Raw genomic sequence first — 21,427 nt, 5'->3', positions numbered from 1 at the left:
GGTGCAGCACGTAACGGGAGACAGGCATGCAGTCCACGGGTGAGCGGTTGGCGAATCACTGGATCACGAAGCGGCGCAGGTCGCCTGCGGCCATCGCGTTGAGCGTGTCGCTGGCGTTGTTCGCCGTACCGGCCGTTGGCGCTGCCGAGACCGAGGTCGAGGCCGAACTCGTGGAGGGTAACGAAGGCCCGTGGGCCGAGGGCGAGGCGCCGCCGCTGCTCGAGCTGGAGCAGTTCTTCCGCGATCCGCAGCATGCCGCCGGGCGCATCTCGCCGGATGGCGACTACGTGGCACTGGTGAGCGCCCACGAGGGTGCGATGAACCTGCACCTGATGGAGCGGGGCGAGCCCCTGGAGTCGGCGCGTCCGCTGACCGAGGAGCCGCGTTCGATCATGGGCTTTTTCTGGTCGCGCGACGGGCGGCACCTGATTTTCGTGCGCGATCGCGACGGCGACGAGAACCTGGAGCTGCGCGTGATCGCGCTGGAGGACGCCGCCGGGCAGGATGGCATCCCCGAGTCACGCCGGCTCGCCGGGGGTGATGGCGTGCAGGCGCGGGTGCAGCATGTCCCGCGCTCGACCCCGGAGTACATCTTCGTCGGGCTGAACGAACGCGACCCGCGCCTGCACGATGTCTATCGCGTATCGCTGGAGACCGGCGAGAAGACGCTTGTGGCGAAGAACACCGCCGAGATCGAGGGCTGGGGCTTCCACGAAGGCGAACTGCGCAAGGCGGTGCGCACCACGGACGACGCGGGCACCGAGATCCTGCGCGTGAAGTCGCAGGACGAGTTCGAGTCCATCTACACCTGCGCGTTCGGCGAGACCTGCTCCATTGCCAACTTCCACCCCGACGGCGAGCGGCTCTATATGCGCACCAACGCGGGGGACGAGCGTGACTTGGTCGAGCTGGTCCTGTTTGACCCGGCCACCGGCAAAGAAGAGCTGGTGCACCGCGACCCGGAGGGCGAAGTCGACCTCGGTGGCGCGAAGTTCTCCGACCGGGACCATCGCCTACTGGCCACCGTGTACACCGGGGATCGCCAGCGCATCTATGCCCATGACGAGGACTTCGAGTCGCACCTGGAGTGGCTGCGCGAAGAGCTGGGCGAGGGCGAGCTGGAGATCACCTCGCGCACCCGTGACGAGTCCCTCTGGACGGTCGGGGTCATCCGGGACACCGACCCGGGCAGCGTGTATCTCGCGAACGTCGAGGCGCGCGAGATCGAACTACTGTACGAGGGGCGCCCGGATCTGCCGCGCGAGCACCTCGCGCCGATGGAGCCGATCCGCTACACCGCGCGCGACGGCCAGGAGATCCCCGGCTACCTGACGCTGCCACATGGCGTGGAGCCGGAAGGCCTGCCGCTGGTGGTGATGCCGCACGGCGGCCCGTGGATTCGCGATACCTGGGGCTACAGCGGCACCGTGCAGTTCCTCGCCAACCGCGGCTATGCGGTATTTCAGCCCAACTTCCGTGGCTCCTCCGGTTTCGGCAAGGAATTCCTCAACGCCGGCAACCAGGAGTGGGGCACGGGCGTGATGCAGCACGACGTCACCGACGGCGTGAAATACCTGATCGACCAGGGCATCGCCGATCCCGACCGGGTCGCGATCTTCGGGGCCTCCTATGGGGGCTACTCGGCCCTGGCCGGGCTCACCTGGACGCCCGAGCTGTACGCCGCCGGCGTCTCCATGGTGGGGCCGTCCAACCTGATTACGCTGATGGAGTCCATCCCGCCGTACTGGGAGGCCGGCATCCGCCGCATGCACGGCCGCGTCGGTGACCCGGAAGACGCCGAAGACCGCGAGCGCCTCAAGGCCCAGTCGCCGCTGTTCCACGTCGAGAACATCCAGGTCCCGCTGATGGTCGGGCAGGGCGCGAATGACCCACGCGTGAAGCAGCAGGAATCCGACCAGATCGTCGCGGCGCTGCGCGAGGCCGGGCACCCGGTCGAATACCTGCTGGCCCCGGACGAGGGCCACGGCCTGGTCGACCAGACCAACCGGCTCGCCTTCTTCGCCGGGCTGGAGACCTTCCTGGCCGAACACCTGGGCGGCCGCCACCAGGCGGACTACCCCGAGGCCGTGCAGGAGCGCCTGGACCTGCTGCGCCAGGACGTCGACGAGGTGGAGGCTCCGTAAGGGTCTAGCGCGCCCTGCCCGAGGAGGATGCGTGCAACTTCGGTGAAGGTGAAACAGCGATGTGCTGTGGGTCGGCAAGCTCAAGCTGCATTCAGAGGAGGTTGTGCGCGACTACGTTATGCGCCAGCGCGGCCAGGCGGCGCTCGACTTCCCCGCTGTCCACGGGCGATGTAGGTCGCCCAGTATTCCGGCAGGCCGTGCAGTGTCCCGCACGGCTGCGGGGTCAGAACAGTTCGATCTCGCCCGCCTCGATTGGCGTGGGCTTGATTGCACCTTCCTCGACCAGCCGGTCATACAGGCAGACTCGGTTCTTGCCGTGCGCCTTGGCGTGGTACAGGGCCTGGTCGGCCTCGTCGAGTGCCGCGCTGGCGGTCTTGTAGGGTGCCAGCCGCGTCACGCCGATACTGGTGGTGAGCCGCCCTACCCGTGGAAGTGGGTACTCGGCTACAGCGCGGCGCAGCCGGTCAAAGGTGGCAAGGGCCTGGCTGGCGTCGGCGAACTCGGCCAGTACCACGAATTCCTCGCCGCCGAAGCGGTAGACCAGGTCGTTCTCGCGGAAGCTTTGTTTCAGCAGGCGCGCGAGCAGGATCAGTACTTCATCGCCATACACATGGCCGAAACCGTCGTTGATCTTCTTGAAGTCGTCGGCGTCGATCACGCCCAGCCAGACGCCGGTCTGCCCCGGCTCTTGCAGCTGGCGGCGGTCTTCCGGCAATCCCGGCATCGGGCTGATCCGCTCGAGCGTTGTCAGATCATGGAAATTGTCATCGAAGGTCTTGCGGTTGAGCAGCCCGGTGAGCGCGTCGGTCTGGGCATCATCAATCAGATTGACGAAATTGCGATAGACCAGGAGAAAGCTTTCCACTAGGCGCTGGTCCACTCGCTTGCTGCCCAGGTGCCGGTCAAAGGCGAATACCAGGCAGATGCTGAATTCTTTGAGTCCCGACATCGGGAAGATCGATATCGCGCGACCCGCTTCGTCCTGATCCGCGACCCAGTGTCCGCTGGCCAGTGCCTGATCCAGCAGCCCCGCAGGTACAAAGGGATGTTCGGGGTCGAAGGGCACGCTCATCACCGCGTCGCGCTTGCGATCGTAGAAATGCAGGCTCCGGGGGCGGCCTTCGGCATCGAACCGGATGGTCCGGGTGCAGGCGGACTCGTAGATGTCGTCCAGGGTCTTGAGCAGACTGTGTTCCAGTCGCTGGGCATCACGTATGCCCGTCAGTTGGGCTAGTCCGTCCAGCAGGTCTCGACCGCTGTTCATGGCATTGTTCTCGTGGCGGCGAAGGCGCTGTGTGGTTCTTCGCAGATGCTTTCAGGGTACCAGCGAAAAGACAAGCTCGAGCTGTGTGACGCTGGGATTTCCCTGCCGGGCTCGTTTCACCGGGTTACGCAGATGGATCCATTCCGCAGACGCCGAGAAGGGACCCGAAGTGGAGGGCCGTAATGCCCAGCCGGTTGCTCGCCAGGTTTGGAGTCGAAAACAACAGGGCCCTCCGAAGAGGGCCCTGACGTGATCCTGCGCGGGGGATCAGTTGGAGAAGAAGCGCACGCTCGGGTCGGCCATGTAGGCGCCGACTTCTTCCGGATCGGCGGGGGTGATGCCGTCCAGCAGGTCCGCCTCGGTGTAGTCAGTGTTGGGCAGGAAGATCGCGCAGGTTTCCACCTTGGCACCGTTGTTGATGAGGTTCATCAGCAGCTGCTGGGCGTTGCGACCGGCGGGCTCCATGGTCGGGCCGTCGAAGTCTTCGGTGGCCATGGTAGCGGCCGGGCCGCACAGCAGCACGCGGATCTCCTGACCCTGACTCATGGTCTGGTTCGCCAGCACCATGGACATGAACTGGGTGTGGTCGTCGGCCGAGGTCAGGCTTACGAACAGCTTGTTGGGTTCGGCAGCCTGAGCTGCACCACTGGCACCGGCAATGGCGAGAACGGCGGAAGCGGCGAGCGTCTTGAGGGTTCGCATAGAATCTCCTTCGGTCTTCGTATGAGCGAATCACAAGATAAGCACATGCTAATGGATAGGGCAAGGGCTACTCGCAAGGCTGGGGCCATACAAAGCACGCACCTTCGAAATTGGTTTCCCTACGCACTTTTCGAAAGTGGGTGTCCCTTCGCAGTTCTCGAAAATGCGAAGGTCCTCTGCTTCAGCAACCGGCTGCACCATCCGGGTGGAGGAGCCGGGTGCGGGGGCACCGCATCCGGCAACAACCGTTGAGGGCGGCAGGCTTAGTGGTCGTGGGTCTCGTGCGCATCCACCGGGTCTTCGAACGCGATGAACAGGATGCAGTCCTCGTCCGAGATGCAGTGGGTGGTGTGCGCCAGGCGCGGCGGGCCGTAGGCGTAGGTCCCCGGTCGGAGTACAACCGGCTCCTGGTCGTCGTAATCCACTTGCATCTCGCCCTGAACGAGCACCATGCGTTCGGCGCTGGTGTGCCAGTGGTGGGGCGCGGTGCTGTTGCCCGGCAGCAGGAAGAACACATCGGCGTTGGGTTCGGCCGGGTCGCCCTGGAGGACGGCCAGGCGGCAGTCGTCGGGCATAAACGCCGGGCAGGGGTTCCATTCGAGGTCGGGGGAGTCCGGATCCCAGATGAAGGCCTGGCCGTCGTCGGCCCCCAGGCTCGCCAAGGGGGCGGCCAGGGCGAGCGCGGCGGCAGCCGTGGCCAGGTGGCGAAGCGCTCCCGCGGGCCGGGTCGAGTGGTCGTACATGATGCACCTCCTGTGGTCCATGGCTTGCGCGGCCGCGGGCCGGGCGTGACCTTGGCTTTGGCATGGCGGCCCCGCCACAGAGATTGGTGTGCGCGGCCTGTATCCAGGATTCTGGCTTGGGCCGGTCGGGGTCGCTTCCACAATCTTGCGGCGGGGGAGCGGATGTTGCGGTTACCGCGTCGCGCCGCGTCGCGCGGCGTCGGCCGAGGGTGGCGGTCGCCTTCACGGGCCGGCTCCTTCATCGCGAGGCGCGCTGCGCCGTGGCGATCGCTGAAGGGATGCCCGGCCGCTGATCGAGGCGGAGGTCCGGGGTTGCGTTTGGAGATGGCCACGGCCCCTCCGGGCCTCGCCATGACGAGGCGGGGATTGGGCTTGCTGCCCTTTGGTTGCCGCGCTGGTGGACTAGCGGGAGGTCTCGGTCTTGCGCGCCTCGGCCTCGCTGCGTTGCTCCGGGGTGAGCTGCTGGTGGACGTAGTCGCGGGCTTCCGCGGCCGGCTTGTGGCCCTGATCGGCTGCGCGCGCGAACCAGACCCAGGCACCGGGCAGGTCGGCCTCCACGCCACGGCCCTCGGCGAGCACGATGCCCATGTTGTACTGCGCCGGGGCCAGCCCCTGCCGCGCCGAGGCCAGGTACCAGGCGGCCGCGGCCGCCTCGTCCTGAGCCACCCCTAGCCCCCGTTCCAGGAGGACGCCCAGATTCGCCTGAGCCAGGGGATGGCCGGCATCGGCCGCGGCGCGATACCAGCGGGCCGCCGCCGTCAGGTCTTCCTGCGTGCCGTTGCCGTCGCGGCAGAGGTTCCCCAGGCGGGCGGCGGCGTCCGGGTCCCCGGCCTCGGCGGCTTGCCGATACCAGTGGGCGGCCCCGGCCATGTCCGTCGCCACGCCGTCGCCCTGTTCCAGGGCCAGGGCGAGGTTGAAGGCCGCGTCGCGGTGTCCCGCCTCGGCGGCCTGGGCGTAGTACTCGGCTGCCGCGGCCCGATCGCGCGCGCATCCGCTGCCTTGCTGGTGCGCGACACCGAGACTGTTCAGGGCATCGGGGTCGCCGTGTTCCGCAGAGCGTTTCCACCACTGGACGGCTTCGGTGGCGGCGGCCTCGTCGCCCGCGTTCTGCAGCAGCACGGCCAGGTTGTTCTGCGCCACGACGTGACCCGCCTCGGCCGCATGGCGGTACCAGTGTCGGGCCGCGTCGGCATCGGCGGGGTCGGCCTTCTCCGCCATCACGCCGAGGTTGAAGCTGGCATCGCTCAGCCCCTGCTCCGCGGCCTGTTCCCAGTACCCGCGCGCACGCTCGGCATCGGCCTCCAGCCCCAGGCCGTCGGCATACAGAATCCCCATACCCAACTGGGCCCAGGCCGAGCCGGCCTCGGCGCTGGCCGCCCACAGTTCCCCGGCGGTCCGATAGTCGCCGCGTTCAAACGCGGCAAAGCCGTCCTGATCGGCAATGCTCGGACCTTCGGGCTGTTCCGGGTCCGGGGAGTCGGCAGGCGTACCCATGGTGGTGGTTCTCGCTGGCAGTGTTTGCGGAGCGCCCGAGCATACAGCCTGGGCACTCGGCCGCAAGCAACCCCGGGCGCTGACCACCCCGTTGCGGAGCGGAAACGATGGGTGTCCTCGTCTTCGTTGCCCCCGTGAGGCTTCACCACACGGAGAAGCAAACACCGTCATCGCGAGGCGCGCAGCGCCGTGGCGGTCTCTGCGGATGTCCTCGGCGCTGATCGAGGCGGACGTCTGGGTTGGATTCGGAGATGGCCACGGCCCCTGCGGGACCTCGCCATGACGCGGCAGAGAAGGTGGGTGTCCTCGTCTTCGTCGCCCCTTTGAGGTTTCATCACGGCGGAGAAGCAAACACCGTCATCGCGAGGCGCGCAGCGCCGTGGCGATCTCTGTGGATGTCCCCGGCGTTGATCGAGGCGGACGTTTGGGTTGGATTCGGAGATGGCCACGGCCCCTGCGGGACCTCGCCATGACGCGGCAGGGAAGAAGGATGTGTTCTTGTTGACCTTTGCTCAGGTATGCCCTGGTGCGTGTCCCTGGCGGGGGCTGTCGAGTTCGAGCAGCTCCAGGCGATGATTGCCGGTGGGGTTGGGGCCCGAGGGGCCCTGAACGAGGAGGGCGAGACCGTCGTGGATGGCGTTCTCGGCGAGCCACTGGCGCGCAAAGTCGTTCCAGTCGCTGCGGTCCTCGGCGACTGCCACCGGCTGGACGCCGTAGGAGAACTGCAGGTTCTGGGCGGTTTCCGGATCCGGGGTGAAGGCGGCGACCCAGCAGGGCAGGCGCAGGCGCGCGATGCGCCGGGCGGTCGCGCCACTGAGCGTGGGCGCCAGGGTGACGCGCGGCAGGCGCCGTTGCGCGGTGTGGAATACGCTGCGCGCGATCAGGTCGACCGCGCGATCGTGCCCGGCTTCTTCGGGCTCGTCTGGACTATCCGGGGCCATGCCGCTGTCACGCTCCGGTTCGATCGAGCGGGCGATAGCGGCCAGCATCGCCACGGATTCCACCGGATAACGCCCCATGGCCGATTCGCCGGAGAGCATTACGCAGTCCGTACCGCCGAGGATGGCATTCGCCACGTCGGTGGCCTCGGCGCGCGTGGGCCGGCGTGAGGTGACCATGGACTCCAGCATCTGGGTGGCGGTGATCACCGGACGGTTGTGCTGGTTGGCGCGCCGGGTGATGCGGCGCTGGGCGCGGGCGATGCTCGCGATCGGGATCTCCACCCCCAGATCCCCGCGCGCCACCATGATGCCGTCCGCCGCCTCGAGGATGCCGTCGAGCTGCTCCAGCGCCGCGGCCCGTTCGATCTTGGCGATGATGAAGGGGTTGTAGCCCAGCGCCTCCGCCGCCTTGCGCACGGCCAGGATGTCGTCGCCGTCGACGACGAAGCTCTGGCTCACGGCATCCACGCCATGTTCCGCCGCAAACCGCAGCCAGTCGTGATCGTCCAGGGTAAAGGCACGGATGCCCAGGTCGATACCCGGCAGGTTCAGGCCCTTACGCGAGCGCAGCTCGCCGCCGGTCAGCACGCGGCAGGCGACCTCGCGGCCCTCGACCGATACCACCTCCAGTTCGATGTAGCCGTCATTCAGAAACAGCGCATCACCGGGCTGTACCGCCTCCGGCAGCTCGGAGAACGACACGTTGACACGAGAAGCATCGCCGACGCAGTCCTCCGTGGTCAGCGTGATCGTCGCGCCGGGCTCCAGTTCGATCGGCTCCTCGGCCAGCTCGCCGATCCGCATCTTGGGCCCCGGCAGGTCGCCGAGTATCGCGACGCGGGCGCCGGTCTCCTGCGCCGCCTCGCGGATACGGCTGATTAGCTCGGTGTGGTAGGCGGCATCGCCGTGCGAGAAGTTCAGCCGTGTCACATTGAGCCCGGCCTGCATCATCCGCCGCAGCGTGTCCGGGGAGTCGGACGCCGGCCCGATGGTGGCCACTATCTTTGTCTTCTGTGCGGGAAACGGCATGGGCAGGCCCTTACTCGATCAATGCCCCTTGAGGGTAAACCGTCCGCGCCAGCCTGTCGCCGCTGGGCTTTCTGGTTCGTCCGCCGTCAGGTGGGGGGACAACTGGCGCTGAACGACGAGTAGCTGCAGCATCAAGAGGGTGGGTGTCCTCTTCTTCCTTCTCTACTTCTTGCATCGAATGTCTCCCTTCGGGCGGTCGGTGTTTGCCTGGTAGATACCCCTAGGGGGCGCGGCGGGGTTCCGCGTCACAACCCTCATGAAATCGGGGTTGGTTGTGGGGCGGACCGCATCTACCGAAGGTCTAGGGTAGCTTTCGGGCCGTTCGGGCCAGCCGGCTGTCAGGAGACGCCGCTCGGGGAGGGATCTCATGTCCACTGATTCGTACATCCATTTGCTGCATCCGCGTCGCTGGCGGCGTTCAGGTCTGGTGACCGCGTCGGCGGTCGTGCTGATGGCCTGTGGTCCCGGGGATGGGCAGTCGGAAGTGCCGGGGGTGTCGGGCTCGTCGCTGGAACATCCGGAGGGCACCGGTGAACTGGTGGTGGTGACCCGCAATGCCCCCACCGCCTGGTTCTACGACCGCCACACCGAGACCGCAGGCCCGGAACACGACCTGGTGGAAGCCTTCGCAGCCGCGCGTGGCTGGGAGGTCCAATGGAAGGTGGTGGACTCGGTGGGCGAGGTGCTGAAGAGCCTGGCCTCCGGCGAGGTCCATATGGCGGCGGCCGGTCTCACGCATCTGGAATCGCGCGATGCGGATTTCCTCCGCGGGCCGCAGCATACCGAGGTGACCGAGCAGGTCGTGTGTCACCGCGATCGCGGCTCGCTGCCGGAGTCGGCCGCCGATCTGGACGGGCTGGAGCTGGCAGTCAGCGCCGGCAGCGCCTACGTCGAAACCCTGCAGGCGCTGGACGAGCCGGTGGCCCATCGCGCCGAGCCGGAGGGCACCGAGCGGCTGTTGGCGGCCGTGGAAGAGGGCGAACTCGACTGTACAGTGGCCGACTCGCATATCGTCGACCTCAACCAGCGGATCTTCCCGCACCTGGAAGTGGCCTTCGACGTGAGTGATGAACGCGCGATCGGCTGGTATCTGCACCCCGATTTCGAGGAACTTGCGGCGCAGGCGGGTGCGTGGATGGACACCGACGAGGGGACGCAGGTGCGTGCCCGGGTGGACGAGCAGTACTATGCCTACGTCCCGGAATTCGACTTCGTGGACCTGCGTGCACTGACGCGGCGCATCGACCAGCGGCTGCCGGATTTCCGCCCGGTGTTCGAGGAGGCCGCTGACGAGTACGAACTGCCAGCCGACCTGCTGGCCGCGCTGGCCTACCAGGAGTCGCACTGGGATCCGCAGGCGCGCAGTCCCACCGGGGTGCGCGGGATGATGATGTTGACCCAGCGCACCGCGCAGGAGCTGGGGATCGAGGACCGCCTGGATCCGGAGCAGAGCATTCGTGGTGGCGCGCGCTACCTGCACCAGATGCACGAGCGCCTGGACGAGGACATCCCGGAACCGGACCGTACGTATCTCGCGCTGGCGGCCTACAACATCGGCCGCGGGCACCTGCTGGATGCACGGCGCCTGGCGAGAGAACTGGATCGCGACCCAGACCGCTGGGCGGACATGCGCGAGGTGCTGCCGCTGCTGACCGAGGAACGCTATTACCGCGATCTGCGGTTCGGCTACGCGCGCGGTTACCAGCCGGTGTACTACGTGCAGCGCATCCGCAACTACCGTGCCGTGATCCGGCCCGCCTTCGTGGGGGACGAGGTCGCCGTGGACGGGCCGGCGCCGTCCATCTTCTCGCGGCTGCTGTCGGACTGAGCGGGCCGCCGGTCAATTCTTCTTCCAGCGTCTGCGCCCAGGCGGGCAGCAGCTACGTCTAGCGAAGCGGGCAAACCTCAACAAGGTGCGTGTCCTCTTTTTCGTCGCCTTCTCAACCCGTCTTCGCAACCAAACACCGTCATCGCGAGGCGCGCAGCGCCGTGGCGATCTCCGAGGGTGTGTCCCCAGCGCTGGCCAGGGCGGACGCGGGAGGTAGCGTTCGGAGATGGCCACGGCCCCTGCGGGACCTCGCCATGACGGCCAGAAAAAACTGGGTGTCCTCTCTATCTTCGTCGCCTTCTCAACCCGTCTTCGCAACCAAACACCGTCATCGCGAGGCGCGCAGCGCCGTGGCGATCTCCGAGGGTTTGTCCCCAGCGCTGGCCAGCGCGGACGCGGGAGGTAGCGTTCGGAGATGGCCACGGCCCCTGCGGGACCTCGCCATGACGGCCAGAAAAAACTGGGTGTCCTCTCTATCACCACTGGCAGAGGCAAACGTCAGGAGTTGCGTTCGGAGATTGCCACGCCCCCCGGGGCCTCGCCCTAACGGGCAATAAAATGATGCTATCGAGGTCCGAGCCCGTTTCCCGCTGGTTTTCGCCTTCCGGTCAGGCGGAACCCGGATTTCTCGCAATGGTCCATCGGTATAAGTATCGGGGCAGGGGATCCGGCAGGCCGACAAACACCGGCTGTCAGCGCATCAAGCCGGAAGGACGGTGGACGTGATACGGAACAGGATCTGCGCATGCCCCATGGTTCTGGTGGCCGTGGCGCTTCTCGTGTTCGGCCTGAGCGGCAACGCGGCCGCCGGGGAACGGGAGGCCGAGATCGTGCAACTGGTGGAAGGCCTGGACGAGGACGAGCTCATCGTCTTTGAGCCGGACGATGCCCAGTACACCGTGACGGTCTTTACCGACGTCAACTGCCCTTATTGCCGCGAGTTCCATCAGCAAATCGACGACTACCTCTTATGGGACATCCGCATTCGCTATGCGGCGTTCCCCGTCATCGGCAACGCCTTCGAGCAGATGGAAGCGGTGTGGTGCAGCGACGACCGGCAGAATGCCATCACCCGGGCCAAGCTGGGCGAGACCATAAAGGCGGAAGACTGCCCGCATCCCGTGGCCGACCATCTGGCCATCGCCCGGGAGCAGCGGTTCCGGGGCACCCCCACCATCATCACCCCCCAGGGCCGGATCAGGTACGGCCTTGTCTCCGCCGCCGAACTCGTGGATATGCTGGAAGCCGAGGCGGCCCGGTAAGCAGCGTATCAAGAAGATGGGTGTCCTCTTGTTCCTACTTGGTCCTAAGCCGTTAGTGCGCGTTTTCTGCAGCTACGCGGCTGGCTGCCCGTTCTCTCTGTGCCCGTCGAACCGCATCGGCTGCACGGCGTCCAGCTTCACGCTCTTCCGTGCACACCAGAGGTCGTGCTGATCCTGCATGGCCAGCCAGCTTTCCGGCGATCGGCCGAGCGTTCTAGACAGACGCAGTGCCATTTCGGCGCTCACCCCGCTACGTCCCTGCAGGACGCGCCCCAGGGTGGAAGGCGAGACATCGAGCTTGCTGGCCAGTTGGCGGGCACTCAGTCCAAACGGTGCCAGATAGACCTCGCGAATGAACGCGCCCGGATGCGGAGGCTTGTGTATGGTCATCAGTGGTAATCCTCGAAGCCTACGGCAGCCGTGTTAAGCGCGAAGGAAGATGGGTCTCCTGCCGCTGAGCAGTAATGTCCGATACAGCCTAGCCGCTTCAGTTTTCATTATTGCTCTCGTTGTTCATCTCTAGCCCCAACCGCTGATGCCACTCGGCGATGCTCTCCTCCGGGAAACCGGAGAAACATTGACTGGTGTCGTCTGCCTCCACCTCCACCCAGTTGGCCTTGCTGTCGAGCAGGATATGGACGTGCTCGGGCGGGGTCGGCAGTTCGCTGTCGATGGCGGAGGCAAAGGGGTGGACGAGGGCGGGCCAGCGCGGATCATAGACCCAGAGGGCGCTGGCGCAGTGGCGGCAGAAGTGGCGTTCGCCGACGCTCGGCTCGCCGTCGATCACTGCATGGTAGATACCCGTGTGCTCGGCACCCTCGACCTCCAGCGTCTCGGCGCGTCCGCTCAGGTTGATGGCATAGCCGCCACCCCCAGCCGTCTTGCGGCATATCGAGCAGTAGCAGCGCTGGTAGGGATACGGATGCGGCGATTCCACACGAAAGCGCACCGCGCCGCAGTGACAGGACCCTTCGAGCAGCATGTCCTCTTCTCCCGATGTGGGGGCCTACTGTGAGTCTAGTGCAGGCTCACGAGACCCAATAGAAAGCCCATGGAGCGGTTCGTTGCCCGTTACCAACCGGTTTGGCGCCATGCGCTCGGATCAGATGCAAGGGCCGTCCCTCGTTTGTCCTGTGCTGACAAAGCGGCCAAACCGGTCACTTTGGCCGACAAAGTGCTGAATTGTCCGTTCGCTACCCCGACGGTTCTGGCCTGTATGCGGCGAAAACAGCCGTAGCAAGGGGCGGCGGGGCTCTTGGCGCGCTTTCTGCACTGGGGTTGAGTGGCCCGGCTGAATGCCGGGGAACCATGAACCCCAACCGTCAGGAGTTCGTTCGCATGAAGCACTCACGCTTGTTCGCGGCGGGGCTGGTCGCCTCGCTGGCGATGGTCGGCACCGCATCCCAGGCCATCGCCGACAATGACGAAATCACCCGTGGCCAGCTAATGGCCGCGTCCTGCATGGCCTGCCATAACGCGGCCGCGGCCGAAAACGGCGTTCCCGATCTCGGCCGTGTCTCGGCGGGTGTCATCCAGAGCCAGATGCGCGCATTCCGCGATGGCGAGCGTGAGGCGACCATCATGGATCGTCACGCCAGGGGCTACACCGACGAGGAGATCGAAGCCATGTCGGTCTACTTCGCGCGCTTCTGATCACGGGGGATAACAACAATGCATAACTTTACGCGACGTCACTTCCTCAAGGCCTTCGGGATCACCAGCGCGGCTGCCCTGACCGGAATCGGTTTAACGCCTCATGCTGCGCATAGCGCTGGCAAGGCCCATGTAGTCGTGGTCGGGGGCGGCACTGGCGGTGCCACCGCGGCGCGCTACCTGAAACAACTCTCGCCAAGCATGGCGGTCACGCTGATCGAGCCCAACGCCTCCTACGTCACGTGCTACGGCAGTAACTGGGTGCTTGGCGGCTTCGAGAGCATCGAGGCGATCACGCACGGCTACGACAACCTGCGCGATCGCGACGGTGTGGATGTCATACAGGACAAGGTCATTGGCGTGGACGCCGACAGCCGCACCGTCCGGCTCGAAAGCGGCGACAGCCTGCAGTACGACAAGCTGGTCATGTCTCCGGGGATCGACTTCAAGTACGACGACATGCCCGGCATCGAAGAGGCCGATGCGGAGACGATCCCGCACGCCTGGAAGGCCGGGTCGCAAACCGAGCTGCTGCGCGCGCAGCTACAGGCCATGCCCAACGGCGGGGTCTACGTCATGGTCGCCCCACCCAACCCGTACCGCTGTCCGCCGGGGCCGTACGAGCGCGTCTCGATGGTGGCGTACTACCTCAAGACGCACAAACCACGCTCCAAGGTCATCGTCCTCGACCCCAAGGAGAACTTCGCCAAGCAGGGCCTGTTCGAGGAGGGATGGGCCGAGCACTACGGAGACATGATCGAATGGCGGGGCGGCTCCAACGGTGGGCGCGTCGAGGAGATCGACGTCAGCGGGAAGACCGCCCACGCGGATGGTGGTCAGGAGCGTGTCCGCGCGGACGTGATGAACTTTGTCCCCGCCCAGCGCGCCGGACAGATTGCCCACGATGCAGGCCTCACCAACGAACAAGGCTGGGCCTCGGTCGATCAGCGGACCTTCAAGTCCGTCATGGACGACAACATCTATGTGATCGGGGATGCCAGCGTGGCGGGTGCCATGCCCAAGTCCGGCCACGCGGCCAACAACCAGGGCAAGATCGTCGCGGCGGCCATCCTGCGCGAGCTATCGGGCCAGGAGCCCCTGGAGCCGTCATCGGCCAGCACCTGCTACGGCCTGATCACCCCGGACTACGGCATCAGCATCGCCGCCGTATACCAGTACCAGAACGGCGCCCAGGCGGCGGTCGAAGGCTCCGGTGGCGTAAGCCCGCTCGGCCAGTCTTCAACCTTCCGCCGCCAGGAGGCCGAACACACCCGCGCCTGGTACGCTGGGATCACCCAGGACATCTGGGGCTAGCTAGGGCCCGGCACTTTCCCACTCACATCGATCGGCGCCTCCGGGCGCCGAGTTCGTTTTCGGGTAGGCGGCCAGAAAGTGGGTGTCCCCTACGTGCTGCGTACGGGCAAGCCCGCAGAAAGTGGGTGTCCTCTACTCGGGGCGTGAGAAAATAAATCTGTCCCCATTTTTCGCGCAGAATAGTGGGTGTCCTCTACTCGTGTCCCGACTTTTCCTTAGAACGGAATCTCATCTTCTGATTGGTTGTCTGCCTGCAATTCGTGGCTCTCAGGTGTGCCTTCGTGTTCCTGCGGAAACTGAGGCGGGCGATGGAGGGGCCGGAAGGATCGTAGGAATTCGTCCCTGTCATTCAATCTCAGCAATACGGGATTCTCACAACTTGAACCCCTACCAAAAAAGACAGCATGCCGCTCCCTTATTGCTGAGAGCGATTCTGCATAATCTTTTCCAATATAGTTTCCAAGAAAGTCCTTACCCGTATCGTCAAATGTCCGCATCGCAAATATCGTATTGCATTGATTGAGTATGGTTTTGGTGACGTTGGCTGTTCTTTGGGTGATAAGCATGCAACCCAACCCATACTTTCTGCCCTGAAGTATCGCCCTAGCTGTACCACTCGTTGCGTGCTTGTCACGGTCTGCAACAACGGAGTTCCACTCCGGAACCAAAGAGTGAGCTTCTTCATAGACTAGGCAGACTCTAGCATTGTCAGACATTTCTGAAGACAGTATCTCCAGGACAGATTCGGACACTATTTGTGTGACCTCTACAGGCGTAACACTAAATAGTGCCGCCCCTCGTTGCCACTGCCCGCCGGACTGATAGCTACCAGGAGCGCGTTCTTGCCGAGTAGCCACAAACTCTGCTGGATTGTAAATTTTTAGAACATGGCCTCTCGTATTGTTAATGAACTCGTGAAGATCTCGATAGAATGCGCTCTTAAGGTTAGGCAGGCTTCCTCCTTGTTCTGGGTTTTCTTGCCATGCATTCCTGTCCTTTTCGGTTGCTGCACGAAGCTTATCTATGCAAGTTTTTTCATGGGGTGAGTCATAGTATTCCGATAGCTCCGTAGAATATTGGTTGGTGAGGTCTAAGCATACAACTTTAATGCCTTCAGCCATCATTCTCTCGAGCAGTTCAATGGCTAGCATTGATTTTCCCACGCCAAGGATTCCCAGGATAGCGGTATTGTGAGTTACCAGATGGTTGAGGTTGCCAATTCTTATCTGGTAATTGCTACTTGGGAAGTGCCCAATGGTGTCGGGTTCTGGTGTATAAATGTCTTGTCTCTCTAGGTATACCGGTTCGTTAATGTTCGGTAGCCAGCTAAACTGAGCGAACTTCTTCCGGTCTTGATCCCAGAGCCCGATTTGCTGGGCTTGAGCGCGGAGGTACCCATACGTATTCTTTTGATGGACGATTTCTTCTTTTGTTAAGCCGCCAACGATCTGATATAGAACTTGCTGGTTTTGTATGTATACGCTGACTAAGCGACCTTCTTCGAGGTTGGTGTTATCGACGACCTCAAAGAACAGCCGTTGTATTGACGTGTCTGGGGCTACAATACCGACCACGGAATCTTTCTGCGGAAGATTAATGTTCCCCGAATCGCAGATCTTTTTGAGGTGTGTTGGTTCGATTGTTGCGACCGAGTTATTGGGTATCGACGATTCAATCTCATTGAATGTGGTGGAATCGGCTCCCGCGATCTCGACAGACCGTATCAATAAACCATTGTCCCTGCCGACGAAGTCAAGGGTCAGGGCTAACTTCGACCTTGAGTCCCGGTCTTTTATGTAAACAATAGATTTCGGGGGGATATCGCCATCATTCATTTTCCGTAGGAGAATGACTTTTGGGTCTTGATAAGCGGCGACCTCCGCGACATTTGATAGTTTCCAGTCGGTGCTGGCGGCTCGCTGCATTCGGTTATATGCCTTGATCATGACATCGCCAGACGACATCGCGACGGTGAGCAACACAGCGATGGAGATGAGAATGAGTTCGTGTGGGCTACCTATGTGGTAGGCGTACATAGCAAAAATGACTATCGGGGTGTAGATAACCTGGGGCTTTGCGAATACTTCAAGAAGAATGCGAATTCTATTGGAGACTTGTTTTAGGCGGTCGTCTCTCCAGTTATTTAGAGTAATGGTGATTAATGCAAGAGCAAGAACGGAGGCGGGGAGAGCCGTGACAGCTAGAAATGCAGACTTTGTCGCTGTTGGCCATAGGTTCCAATCGTTTACGACCATGAGAGATACAAACGCAGGGACGGAGTATGCGACTGCGTCCACGGGTTTAACGTAAAATGGGGTGACAATTTTCGATCCGACCAAGATGCTCAAGAGTGCCGTATAAAACCAGAACCCTGTATCGCCAACCGGAGGGTAAGGGGTGCCGAACGCCAAAAGGCATATTACTAAAAGTAGTAGAAGGTCTATCCCTAGCGAGACCACCCTTTCTTTTTGAGAAAGTCTAGTCATCTATTTCGTCCATGGGGTTGTCAGTTTGGGTTGCAGAGGTGTTCGAACTAAAGTGATTAGGTTTCGGGCGTTGATGTAGGGTGAGCGTCTGACGTATATTTTCTGGATGATGGGGCGTCATATTGTGCGTTGTTATGAGGTGGTTATGGCGTATGACTGATGAGTGCGCCGTGGCGAGTTTCGGCAGTGCTGGTTGGCGTAATGGTGTCGGCGGTAGGTCAGCTTTGGGTTGTTTTTAGGCTGATTCTGGCATGGATGGTGTGGGTTTGCGAAGTGGTTGGACGGTGTAGTGGTGTTGGGCGTGGCCGGGACGTTCAGTCGAGAAAGGCGACGGATTTGACGAGTGCGTGGGCGCGAGCGCCGGGCCTGAGACCAAGCCGCTCGGTAGATAACCGCGTCAACTCCGCCATCAACGTCTGCCCATCGTCCTGCCGGCACACGGCAAGGACCCGTGCGGGTCCGTGGTGCCCAGGCGCCTCGTCCAGCGATTCGATGGTGGCGGGGATGATGTTGAGGATGGAGACGTCCTGAGGCGGGGTCAGGGCGATGGATACGTCGCGGGCATCGATGCGCAGGCGGGCGGGGCGGCCGGCGCCGTTGGTGGAGCCGGGGGTGGACGGTACGCGGTAGCGGGCCTCGGGCGGGCCGAAGGGGTGCAGGCCGTGGGCGTCGGCCGGGCCCAGTGTGCCTTGCAGGACGGAGACGGCGCCTTCGTCGCGGAATAGGGGGGAGTCGGCGCGGGCCAGTGCCTCGCGCAGGGGTTCCAGGCGTTCGAGTTGGCCGTCTTGCATGAAGGCGACGCGGGTGGCGAGGCGTTCGACCTCGTCCGGGGCGTGGGTGACGAGCAGGCTGGGGATGCCGGTCTCCTCGGACAGGCGGGCGAGGAAGGGCATGATCTCGCGCTTGGTCTGGGTGTCCAGGGCGTTCAGCGGTTCGTCGAGCAGCAGCAGGTCGGGGCTGGTGAGCAGGGCGCGGCCGAGGGCGACGCGCTGGCGCTGGCCGCCGGAGAGCTGGTCGGCGCGGCGCTCGAGCAGGTCGTCGATGCCGAGCAGGCGGGCGACCTCGTCCAGGTGCAGGCGGCGCTGGGGCTCCGGCGTGCGCTTGTAGCCGTAGAGCAGGTTGCCGCGTACGGACAGGTGCGGGAGCAGGGTGGATTCCTGGAACACGAGGCCGACGCGGCGGCGGTGCAGCGGGACGAAGGTCTTGCCGGACTGCCAGGCGGCATCGCGAAAGTGCACCTCGCCGCCGGGTGGATGTTCCAGCCCGGCGATGATGCGCAGCAGCGTGGTCTTGCCGCAGCCGGAGCGGCCGAACAGTGCGGTGACGCCCTCCAGCGGGAAGGCGGTGTCCACGTTCAGCGCGAAGCCGGGGCGTTCCAGCCGGGCCTTGATGCGCAGCGTGTCGGGATCGGGCCGGGTCACAGGCGCACCGTGTCGAAGCGGCGGTTGATCGCGTAGACGATGAACAGCACGGCGAAGGCGAACACCAGCAGCCCGAAGGACAGGCGGTGGGCGGAGTCGAAGTCCATCGCCTCGGCGTGGTCGTAGATCAGGATGGACAGCACCTGGGTCTCGCCGGGGATCGCGCCGCCCAGCATCAGGATCACGCCGAACTCGCCGAGGGTGTGGGCGAAGGCGAGCGTGGCGGCGACGATGAAGCCGCCGCGGGTCATCGGCAGGATCACGGTGACGAAGCGGTCGATGCGCCCGGCGCCCAGTGAACCGGCGATCTCCACCGGGCGGCGGCCGAGGTTGGCGAAGGCCTGCTGCAGCGGCTGCACGGCGAACGGCAGGGAGTAGATCACCGAGCCGATCAGGATGCCCTGGAAGGTAAAGGCCAGGTGGTTCAGGCCCCAGTTCTCCAGCGTGCTGCCGACTGGCCCGGCCGGGCCAAGCAGCACCAGCAGGTAGAAGCCGAGCACGGTGGGCGGCAGCACCAGCGGCAGGGCGACGAGGGCCTGCACCGCGGTGCGCACGCCGGGCGAGCCGCGCCCGTTGGCCAGCCACCAGGCGATCGGCGTGGCGATCACCAGCAGGATCAGCGTGGTGTAGAGCGCGAGCTTGAGGGTGACCTCGATCGCCATCCAGTCCGTGGGGCTCAGGTCGAACATACAGCTCTACATAGCCTCGCGGTCGGCGCCTTTGGAGGCGTTCTCGGCGGCTTCATCGTCGGGCATGACAAAGCCGTAGCGGCGCATGATGTCCCGTGCGGTGTCGCGATTCATGTACTCGGCGAAGCGGTGGGCCGAGTCCTTGTCCGCGCCGCGGCGGGTGATCACGAAGCCCTGGGTCAGGGGTTCGTGCAGGGCATCGTCTATCAGGTGGTGCGGGTGCTCGGCCAGATCGGGAAACTTGGCGAGCGATAAGGCGATGATCCCGATGTCCGCGCCGCCGGCCTGCACCATGCGCGCGGTCTGGGCAATGTTGTCGCCGTTGACGATCTTCGGCTGCAGCGCGTCCCAGACGCCGGCGGCCTTTAGCGCCTCCTGCGCGCGCACGCCGTAGGGGGCGTGGGTGGGCGAGGCGATGGCCACGCGGCGGATGTCGTCGCGCGTCAGGTCCTCCAGCGTCAGCTCCGAGGCATCCATGCGGTTGCTCCACAGCACGATGCGGCCGATTGCGTAGACGGACGGCTCGGTGACGGCGGCACCCTCCGCGTGGAGCCGCTTCGGGTAGGCGATGTCGGCGGAGAAGAAGATGTCGTAGGGCGCGCCGTTCAGGATCTGTGTGGTCATGCGCCCGGAGGAGCCGTAGGTCACGCGCACGCGGTCGTCCGGATAGGCCTCGCGGTAGGCCTCCACGATCTCGTCCAGGGCGAAGCGCAGGTCGGAGGCGGCGGCGATGGTCAGCGGGCCGGAGGCGTGCGCCAGGCCGGGCAGCAGCAGGACGAGGGTCAGGAGGAGGGCGCGCAGGTGCATGCTGTGGGGGCTTCCCGGTGGTTGGGTCCAGGTGGGTTCGGGTGGTTCCATTCGCGATTACTCGCTGCGCTCGCCCTTCGGGCCGGCCTTCGGCCGTTCAACGCAGCTTCGCTGCTTTTGTGCTTCGTCGCGGTGCTCCTCGCAGTGACGGTGAGGCTGGGGATATGCGGGTCGTTATATTTCAGTTTGCATATCGCCAGACAGAAGCCTACACCGGAACGGCCTCCGGCTGCCAACGGTTTGGCGGACCCCGCCGCGTGTCAGGCGATATGCACGATGCCGACCACGGCGCCGGTCATCAGCGTGGCCAGCGTGCCGGCGACGATGGCGCGGATGCCCAGGCTCACGATCTCGCTGCGCCGCTCCGGCACCAGCGCGCCGAGGCCGCCGATCAGGATGCCGAGGCTGCCCAGGTTGGCGAAGCCGCTCAGCGCATAGATCAGGATCAGCTCGCTGCGCGCGGACAGCGCATCGTCCCCCAGCTCCGCCATCTGCAGGAAGGCGACCATCTCGTTGAGGATCGTCTTGACCCCCAGCAGCGAGCCGGCGGTGGTGGCCTCGGCCCAGGGGATGCCCATCAGCCAGGCCAGCGGGGCGAAGACCCAGCCCAGGATGCGCTCCAGACTCAGCGCGGCCCCGGCGACCTCGGGCAGCGCCCCCAGCATCACGTTGACCAGCGCGACCAGGGCGATCACCACGATTAGCAGCGCGATGATCTGCAGCAGCAGTTCCAGCCCGCGCAGGGTGCCGCGGGTGATCGCGTCCATGGCGCTGGTCGCGCTCTCGGTCTCGGGGAGCAGATCGCCGGCGGTGGAGGGCGCGGTCGGCGGGATCATCACGGTGGCGATCAGCAGCGCGGCCGGCAGGCTGATCAGCGAGGCGACGATCAGGTGGCCCAGCGCATCGTCCAGCACCGTGCCGATGATGGTCGAGTACAGCACCAGCATCGTGCCGGCGAGCGTCGCCATGCCCACGCTCATCAGCGCGAACAGCTCGCTGCGGTTCATCTGGCGCAGATACGGGCGGATTACCAGCGGGGATTCGACCATGGAGAGGAACACGTTCGACGCCGTGCCCACGCCCAGGGCACCGCCAATGCCGAACGCCCGCTGCAGCACCAGCGAGGCCCCGCGGATCAGCACCGGCAGCACGCGCCAGTAGAACAGCAACGCCGACAGGGCCGAGAGCACCAGCACCAGCGGCAGCGCCTGGAACGCGAGGATGAAGTTGTTGGCCGGGTCGTCGACCGCGAACGGCGGGTCGTCCCCGCCGATATAGCCGAAGACGAATGAGGTGCCGGCCTGGGTGGCATCGGTTAGCGCGATCACGACCTGGTTCAGCCACAGGAACGCATGCTGTGCGCCGGGGACGCTCAACAGCAGTACGGCAATACCGAACTGCAGCGCCAGCCCGGCCAGCACCTCGCGCCAGGGGAAGCGTGTCTTGTGTTCGCTCAGCAGCCAGGCGATGGCCACGAATACGAGCAGTCCCAGCCCGGCTTGCAGTGCGAGCATGCGCCTTCCTTTATTCTGTGACGGCGTTCAAAAACCGCACAGGATACCGGCTTTGGGCCGGATGCCAATGGGGGCGGGCGCAGGGGCGTGCACATTGGTAGGGTAGGCCCATTACACGGCGCTCACATGGGGCACA

At 64.6% G+C, this 21,427-nt stretch carries 17 protein-coding genes; 5 read left to right on the top strand and 12 right to left on the bottom strand.

The genetic code is table 11. From position 1 onward, the window contains the following. Nucleotides 1-26: 26 nt before the first annotated feature. Nucleotides 27-2,144, top strand: coding sequence for an alpha/beta fold hydrolase (locus tag F466_RS0111495; protein WP_018994177.1), 2,118 nt, complete (start codon nucleotides 27-29; stop codon nucleotides 2,142-2,144). 223 nt (nucleotides 2,145-2,367) lie between these two features. Here F466_RS0111495 and F466_RS0111490 read toward each other — a convergent pair whose 3' ends face one another. The 5 genes from F466_RS0111490 to pyk form a co-directional block, all read right to left on the bottom strand. Beyond that, nucleotides 2,368-3,408 carry a diguanylate cyclase gene (locus F466_RS0111490; protein WP_018137878.1) on the bottom strand — a complete coding sequence of 347 codons (1,041 nt, stop codon included), beginning with the start codon at nucleotides 3,406-3,408 and terminating at the stop codon, nucleotides 2,368-2,370. Nucleotides 3,409-3,675: 267 nt separating this feature from the next. Next, nucleotides 3,676-4,110, bottom strand: coding sequence for a DsrE family protein (locus F466_RS0111485; protein WP_018137879.1), 435 nt, complete (start codon nucleotides 4,108-4,110; stop codon nucleotides 3,676-3,678). 263 nt (nucleotides 4,111-4,373) lie between these two features. Next, on the bottom strand, nucleotides 4,374-4,853 hold the full coding sequence (locus tag F466_RS0111480) for a cupin domain-containing protein (protein WP_018994176.1): 480 nt from the start codon (nucleotides 4,851-4,853) through the stop codon (nucleotides 4,374-4,376). Between the two features lie 402 nt (nucleotides 4,854-5,255). Next, the gene (locus F466_RS0111475) at nucleotides 5,256-6,347 is read right to left on the bottom strand and encodes a tetratricopeptide repeat protein (RefSeq protein ID WP_018994175.1); all 1,092 of its coding nucleotides are present in this window, start codon (nucleotides 6,345-6,347) and stop codon (nucleotides 5,256-5,258) included. A gap of 512 nt (nucleotides 6,348-6,859) precedes the next feature. Then, nucleotides 6,860-8,317, bottom strand: a complete 1,458-nt coding sequence (pyk, locus tag F466_RS0111470) for a pyruvate kinase (RefSeq protein WP_018994174.1) — start codon at nucleotides 8,315-8,317, stop codon at nucleotides 6,860-6,862. A gap of 367 nt (nucleotides 8,318-8,684) precedes the next feature. On the opposite strand from pyk, the gene mltF reads away from it, so the two are divergent. Continuing rightward, nucleotides 8,685-10,145, top strand: coding sequence for a membrane-bound lytic murein transglycosylase MltF (gene mltF / locus F466_RS0111465; RefSeq protein WP_018994173.1), 1,461 nt, complete (start codon nucleotides 8,685-8,687; stop codon nucleotides 10,143-10,145). Nucleotides 10,146-10,897: 752 nt separating this feature from the next. Continuing rightward, complete coding sequence (locus F466_RS0111460) at nucleotides 10,898-11,407, top strand: DsbC family protein (protein WP_018994172.1); 510 nt, start codon at nucleotides 10,898-10,900, stop codon at nucleotides 11,405-11,407. A 72-nt stretch (nucleotides 11,408-11,479) separates the two neighbouring features. Here the strand turns inward: F466_RS0111460 and F466_RS0111455 are convergent, their stop codons facing one another. Together F466_RS0111455 and F466_RS0111450 are read right to left on the bottom strand one after the other, a co-directional pair. Next, nucleotides 11,480-11,797 carry a HigA family addiction module antitoxin gene (locus F466_RS0111455; RefSeq protein WP_018994171.1) on the bottom strand — a complete coding sequence of 106 codons (318 nt, stop codon included), beginning with the start codon at nucleotides 11,795-11,797 and terminating at the stop codon, nucleotides 11,480-11,482. Nucleotides 11,798-11,894: 97 nt separating this feature from the next. Continuing rightward, entirely contained in the window at nucleotides 11,895-12,389 is a 495-nt protein-coding gene (locus F466_RS0111450) for a GFA family protein (protein ID WP_018994170.1), read from the bottom strand. A gap of 356 nt (nucleotides 12,390-12,745) precedes the next feature. Between F466_RS0111450 and F466_RS0111445 the strand changes: the two genes are divergently transcribed. Further along, entirely contained in the window at nucleotides 12,746-13,060 is a 315-nt protein-coding gene (locus F466_RS0111445; protein ID WP_019592474.1) for a c-type cytochrome, read from the top strand. Between the two features lie 18 nt (nucleotides 13,061-13,078). Continuing rightward, a complete protein-coding gene (locus tag F466_RS0111440) occupies nucleotides 13,079-14,374 on the top strand; it encodes an NAD(P)/FAD-dependent oxidoreductase (protein ID WP_026296456.1) in 1,296 nt (431 codons plus the stop codon). 215 nt (nucleotides 14,375-14,589) lie between these two features. On the opposite strand, the gene F466_RS13555 is transcribed toward F466_RS0111440, so the two are convergent. From F466_RS13555 to F466_RS0111415, 5 genes are all read right to left on the bottom strand, one after another. Then, entirely contained in the window at nucleotides 14,590-16,860 is a 2,271-nt protein-coding gene (locus F466_RS13555; protein ID WP_156000520.1) for an ATP-binding protein, read from the bottom strand. A 314-nt stretch (nucleotides 16,861-17,174) separates the two neighbouring features. Then, nucleotides 17,175-18,281: a molybdenum ABC transporter ATP-binding protein gene (modC, locus tag F466_RS0111430; RefSeq protein WP_018994166.1), complete on the bottom strand. Its 1,107-nt coding sequence runs from the start codon at nucleotides 18,279-18,281 to the stop codon at nucleotides 17,175-17,177. Continuing rightward, nucleotides 18,278-18,970 (bottom strand): molybdate ABC transporter permease subunit, encoded by a 693-nt coding sequence (gene modB, locus F466_RS0111425; protein WP_018994165.1) that lies wholly within the window; start codon nucleotides 18,968-18,970, stop codon nucleotides 18,278-18,280. Before modB ends, modC begins: the two co-directional genes overlap by 4 nt. Before the next feature lie 6 nt (nucleotides 18,971-18,976). Next, nucleotides 18,977-19,777, bottom strand: a complete 801-nt coding sequence (gene modA / locus F466_RS0111420; RefSeq protein WP_018994164.1) for a molybdate ABC transporter substrate-binding protein — start codon at nucleotides 19,775-19,777, stop codon at nucleotides 18,977-18,979. Between the two features lie 260 nt (nucleotides 19,778-20,037). Further along, nucleotides 20,038-21,291: a NupC/NupG family nucleoside CNT transporter gene (locus F466_RS0111415; protein WP_018994163.1), complete on the bottom strand. Its 1,254-nt coding sequence runs from the start codon at nucleotides 21,289-21,291 to the stop codon at nucleotides 20,038-20,040. Nucleotides 21,292-21,427: the final 136 nt, after the last annotated feature.

The sequence above is a fragment of the Thioalkalivibrio sp. ALgr1 genome (assembly GCF_000378285.1).
Lineage (GTDB): Bacteria > Pseudomonadota > Gammaproteobacteria > Ectothiorhodospirales > Ectothiorhodospiraceae > Thioalkalivibrio.
The sequence above is the reverse complement of the archived record's forward strand: the minus strand, read 5'-3'. Positions and strand labels throughout refer to the sequence as shown.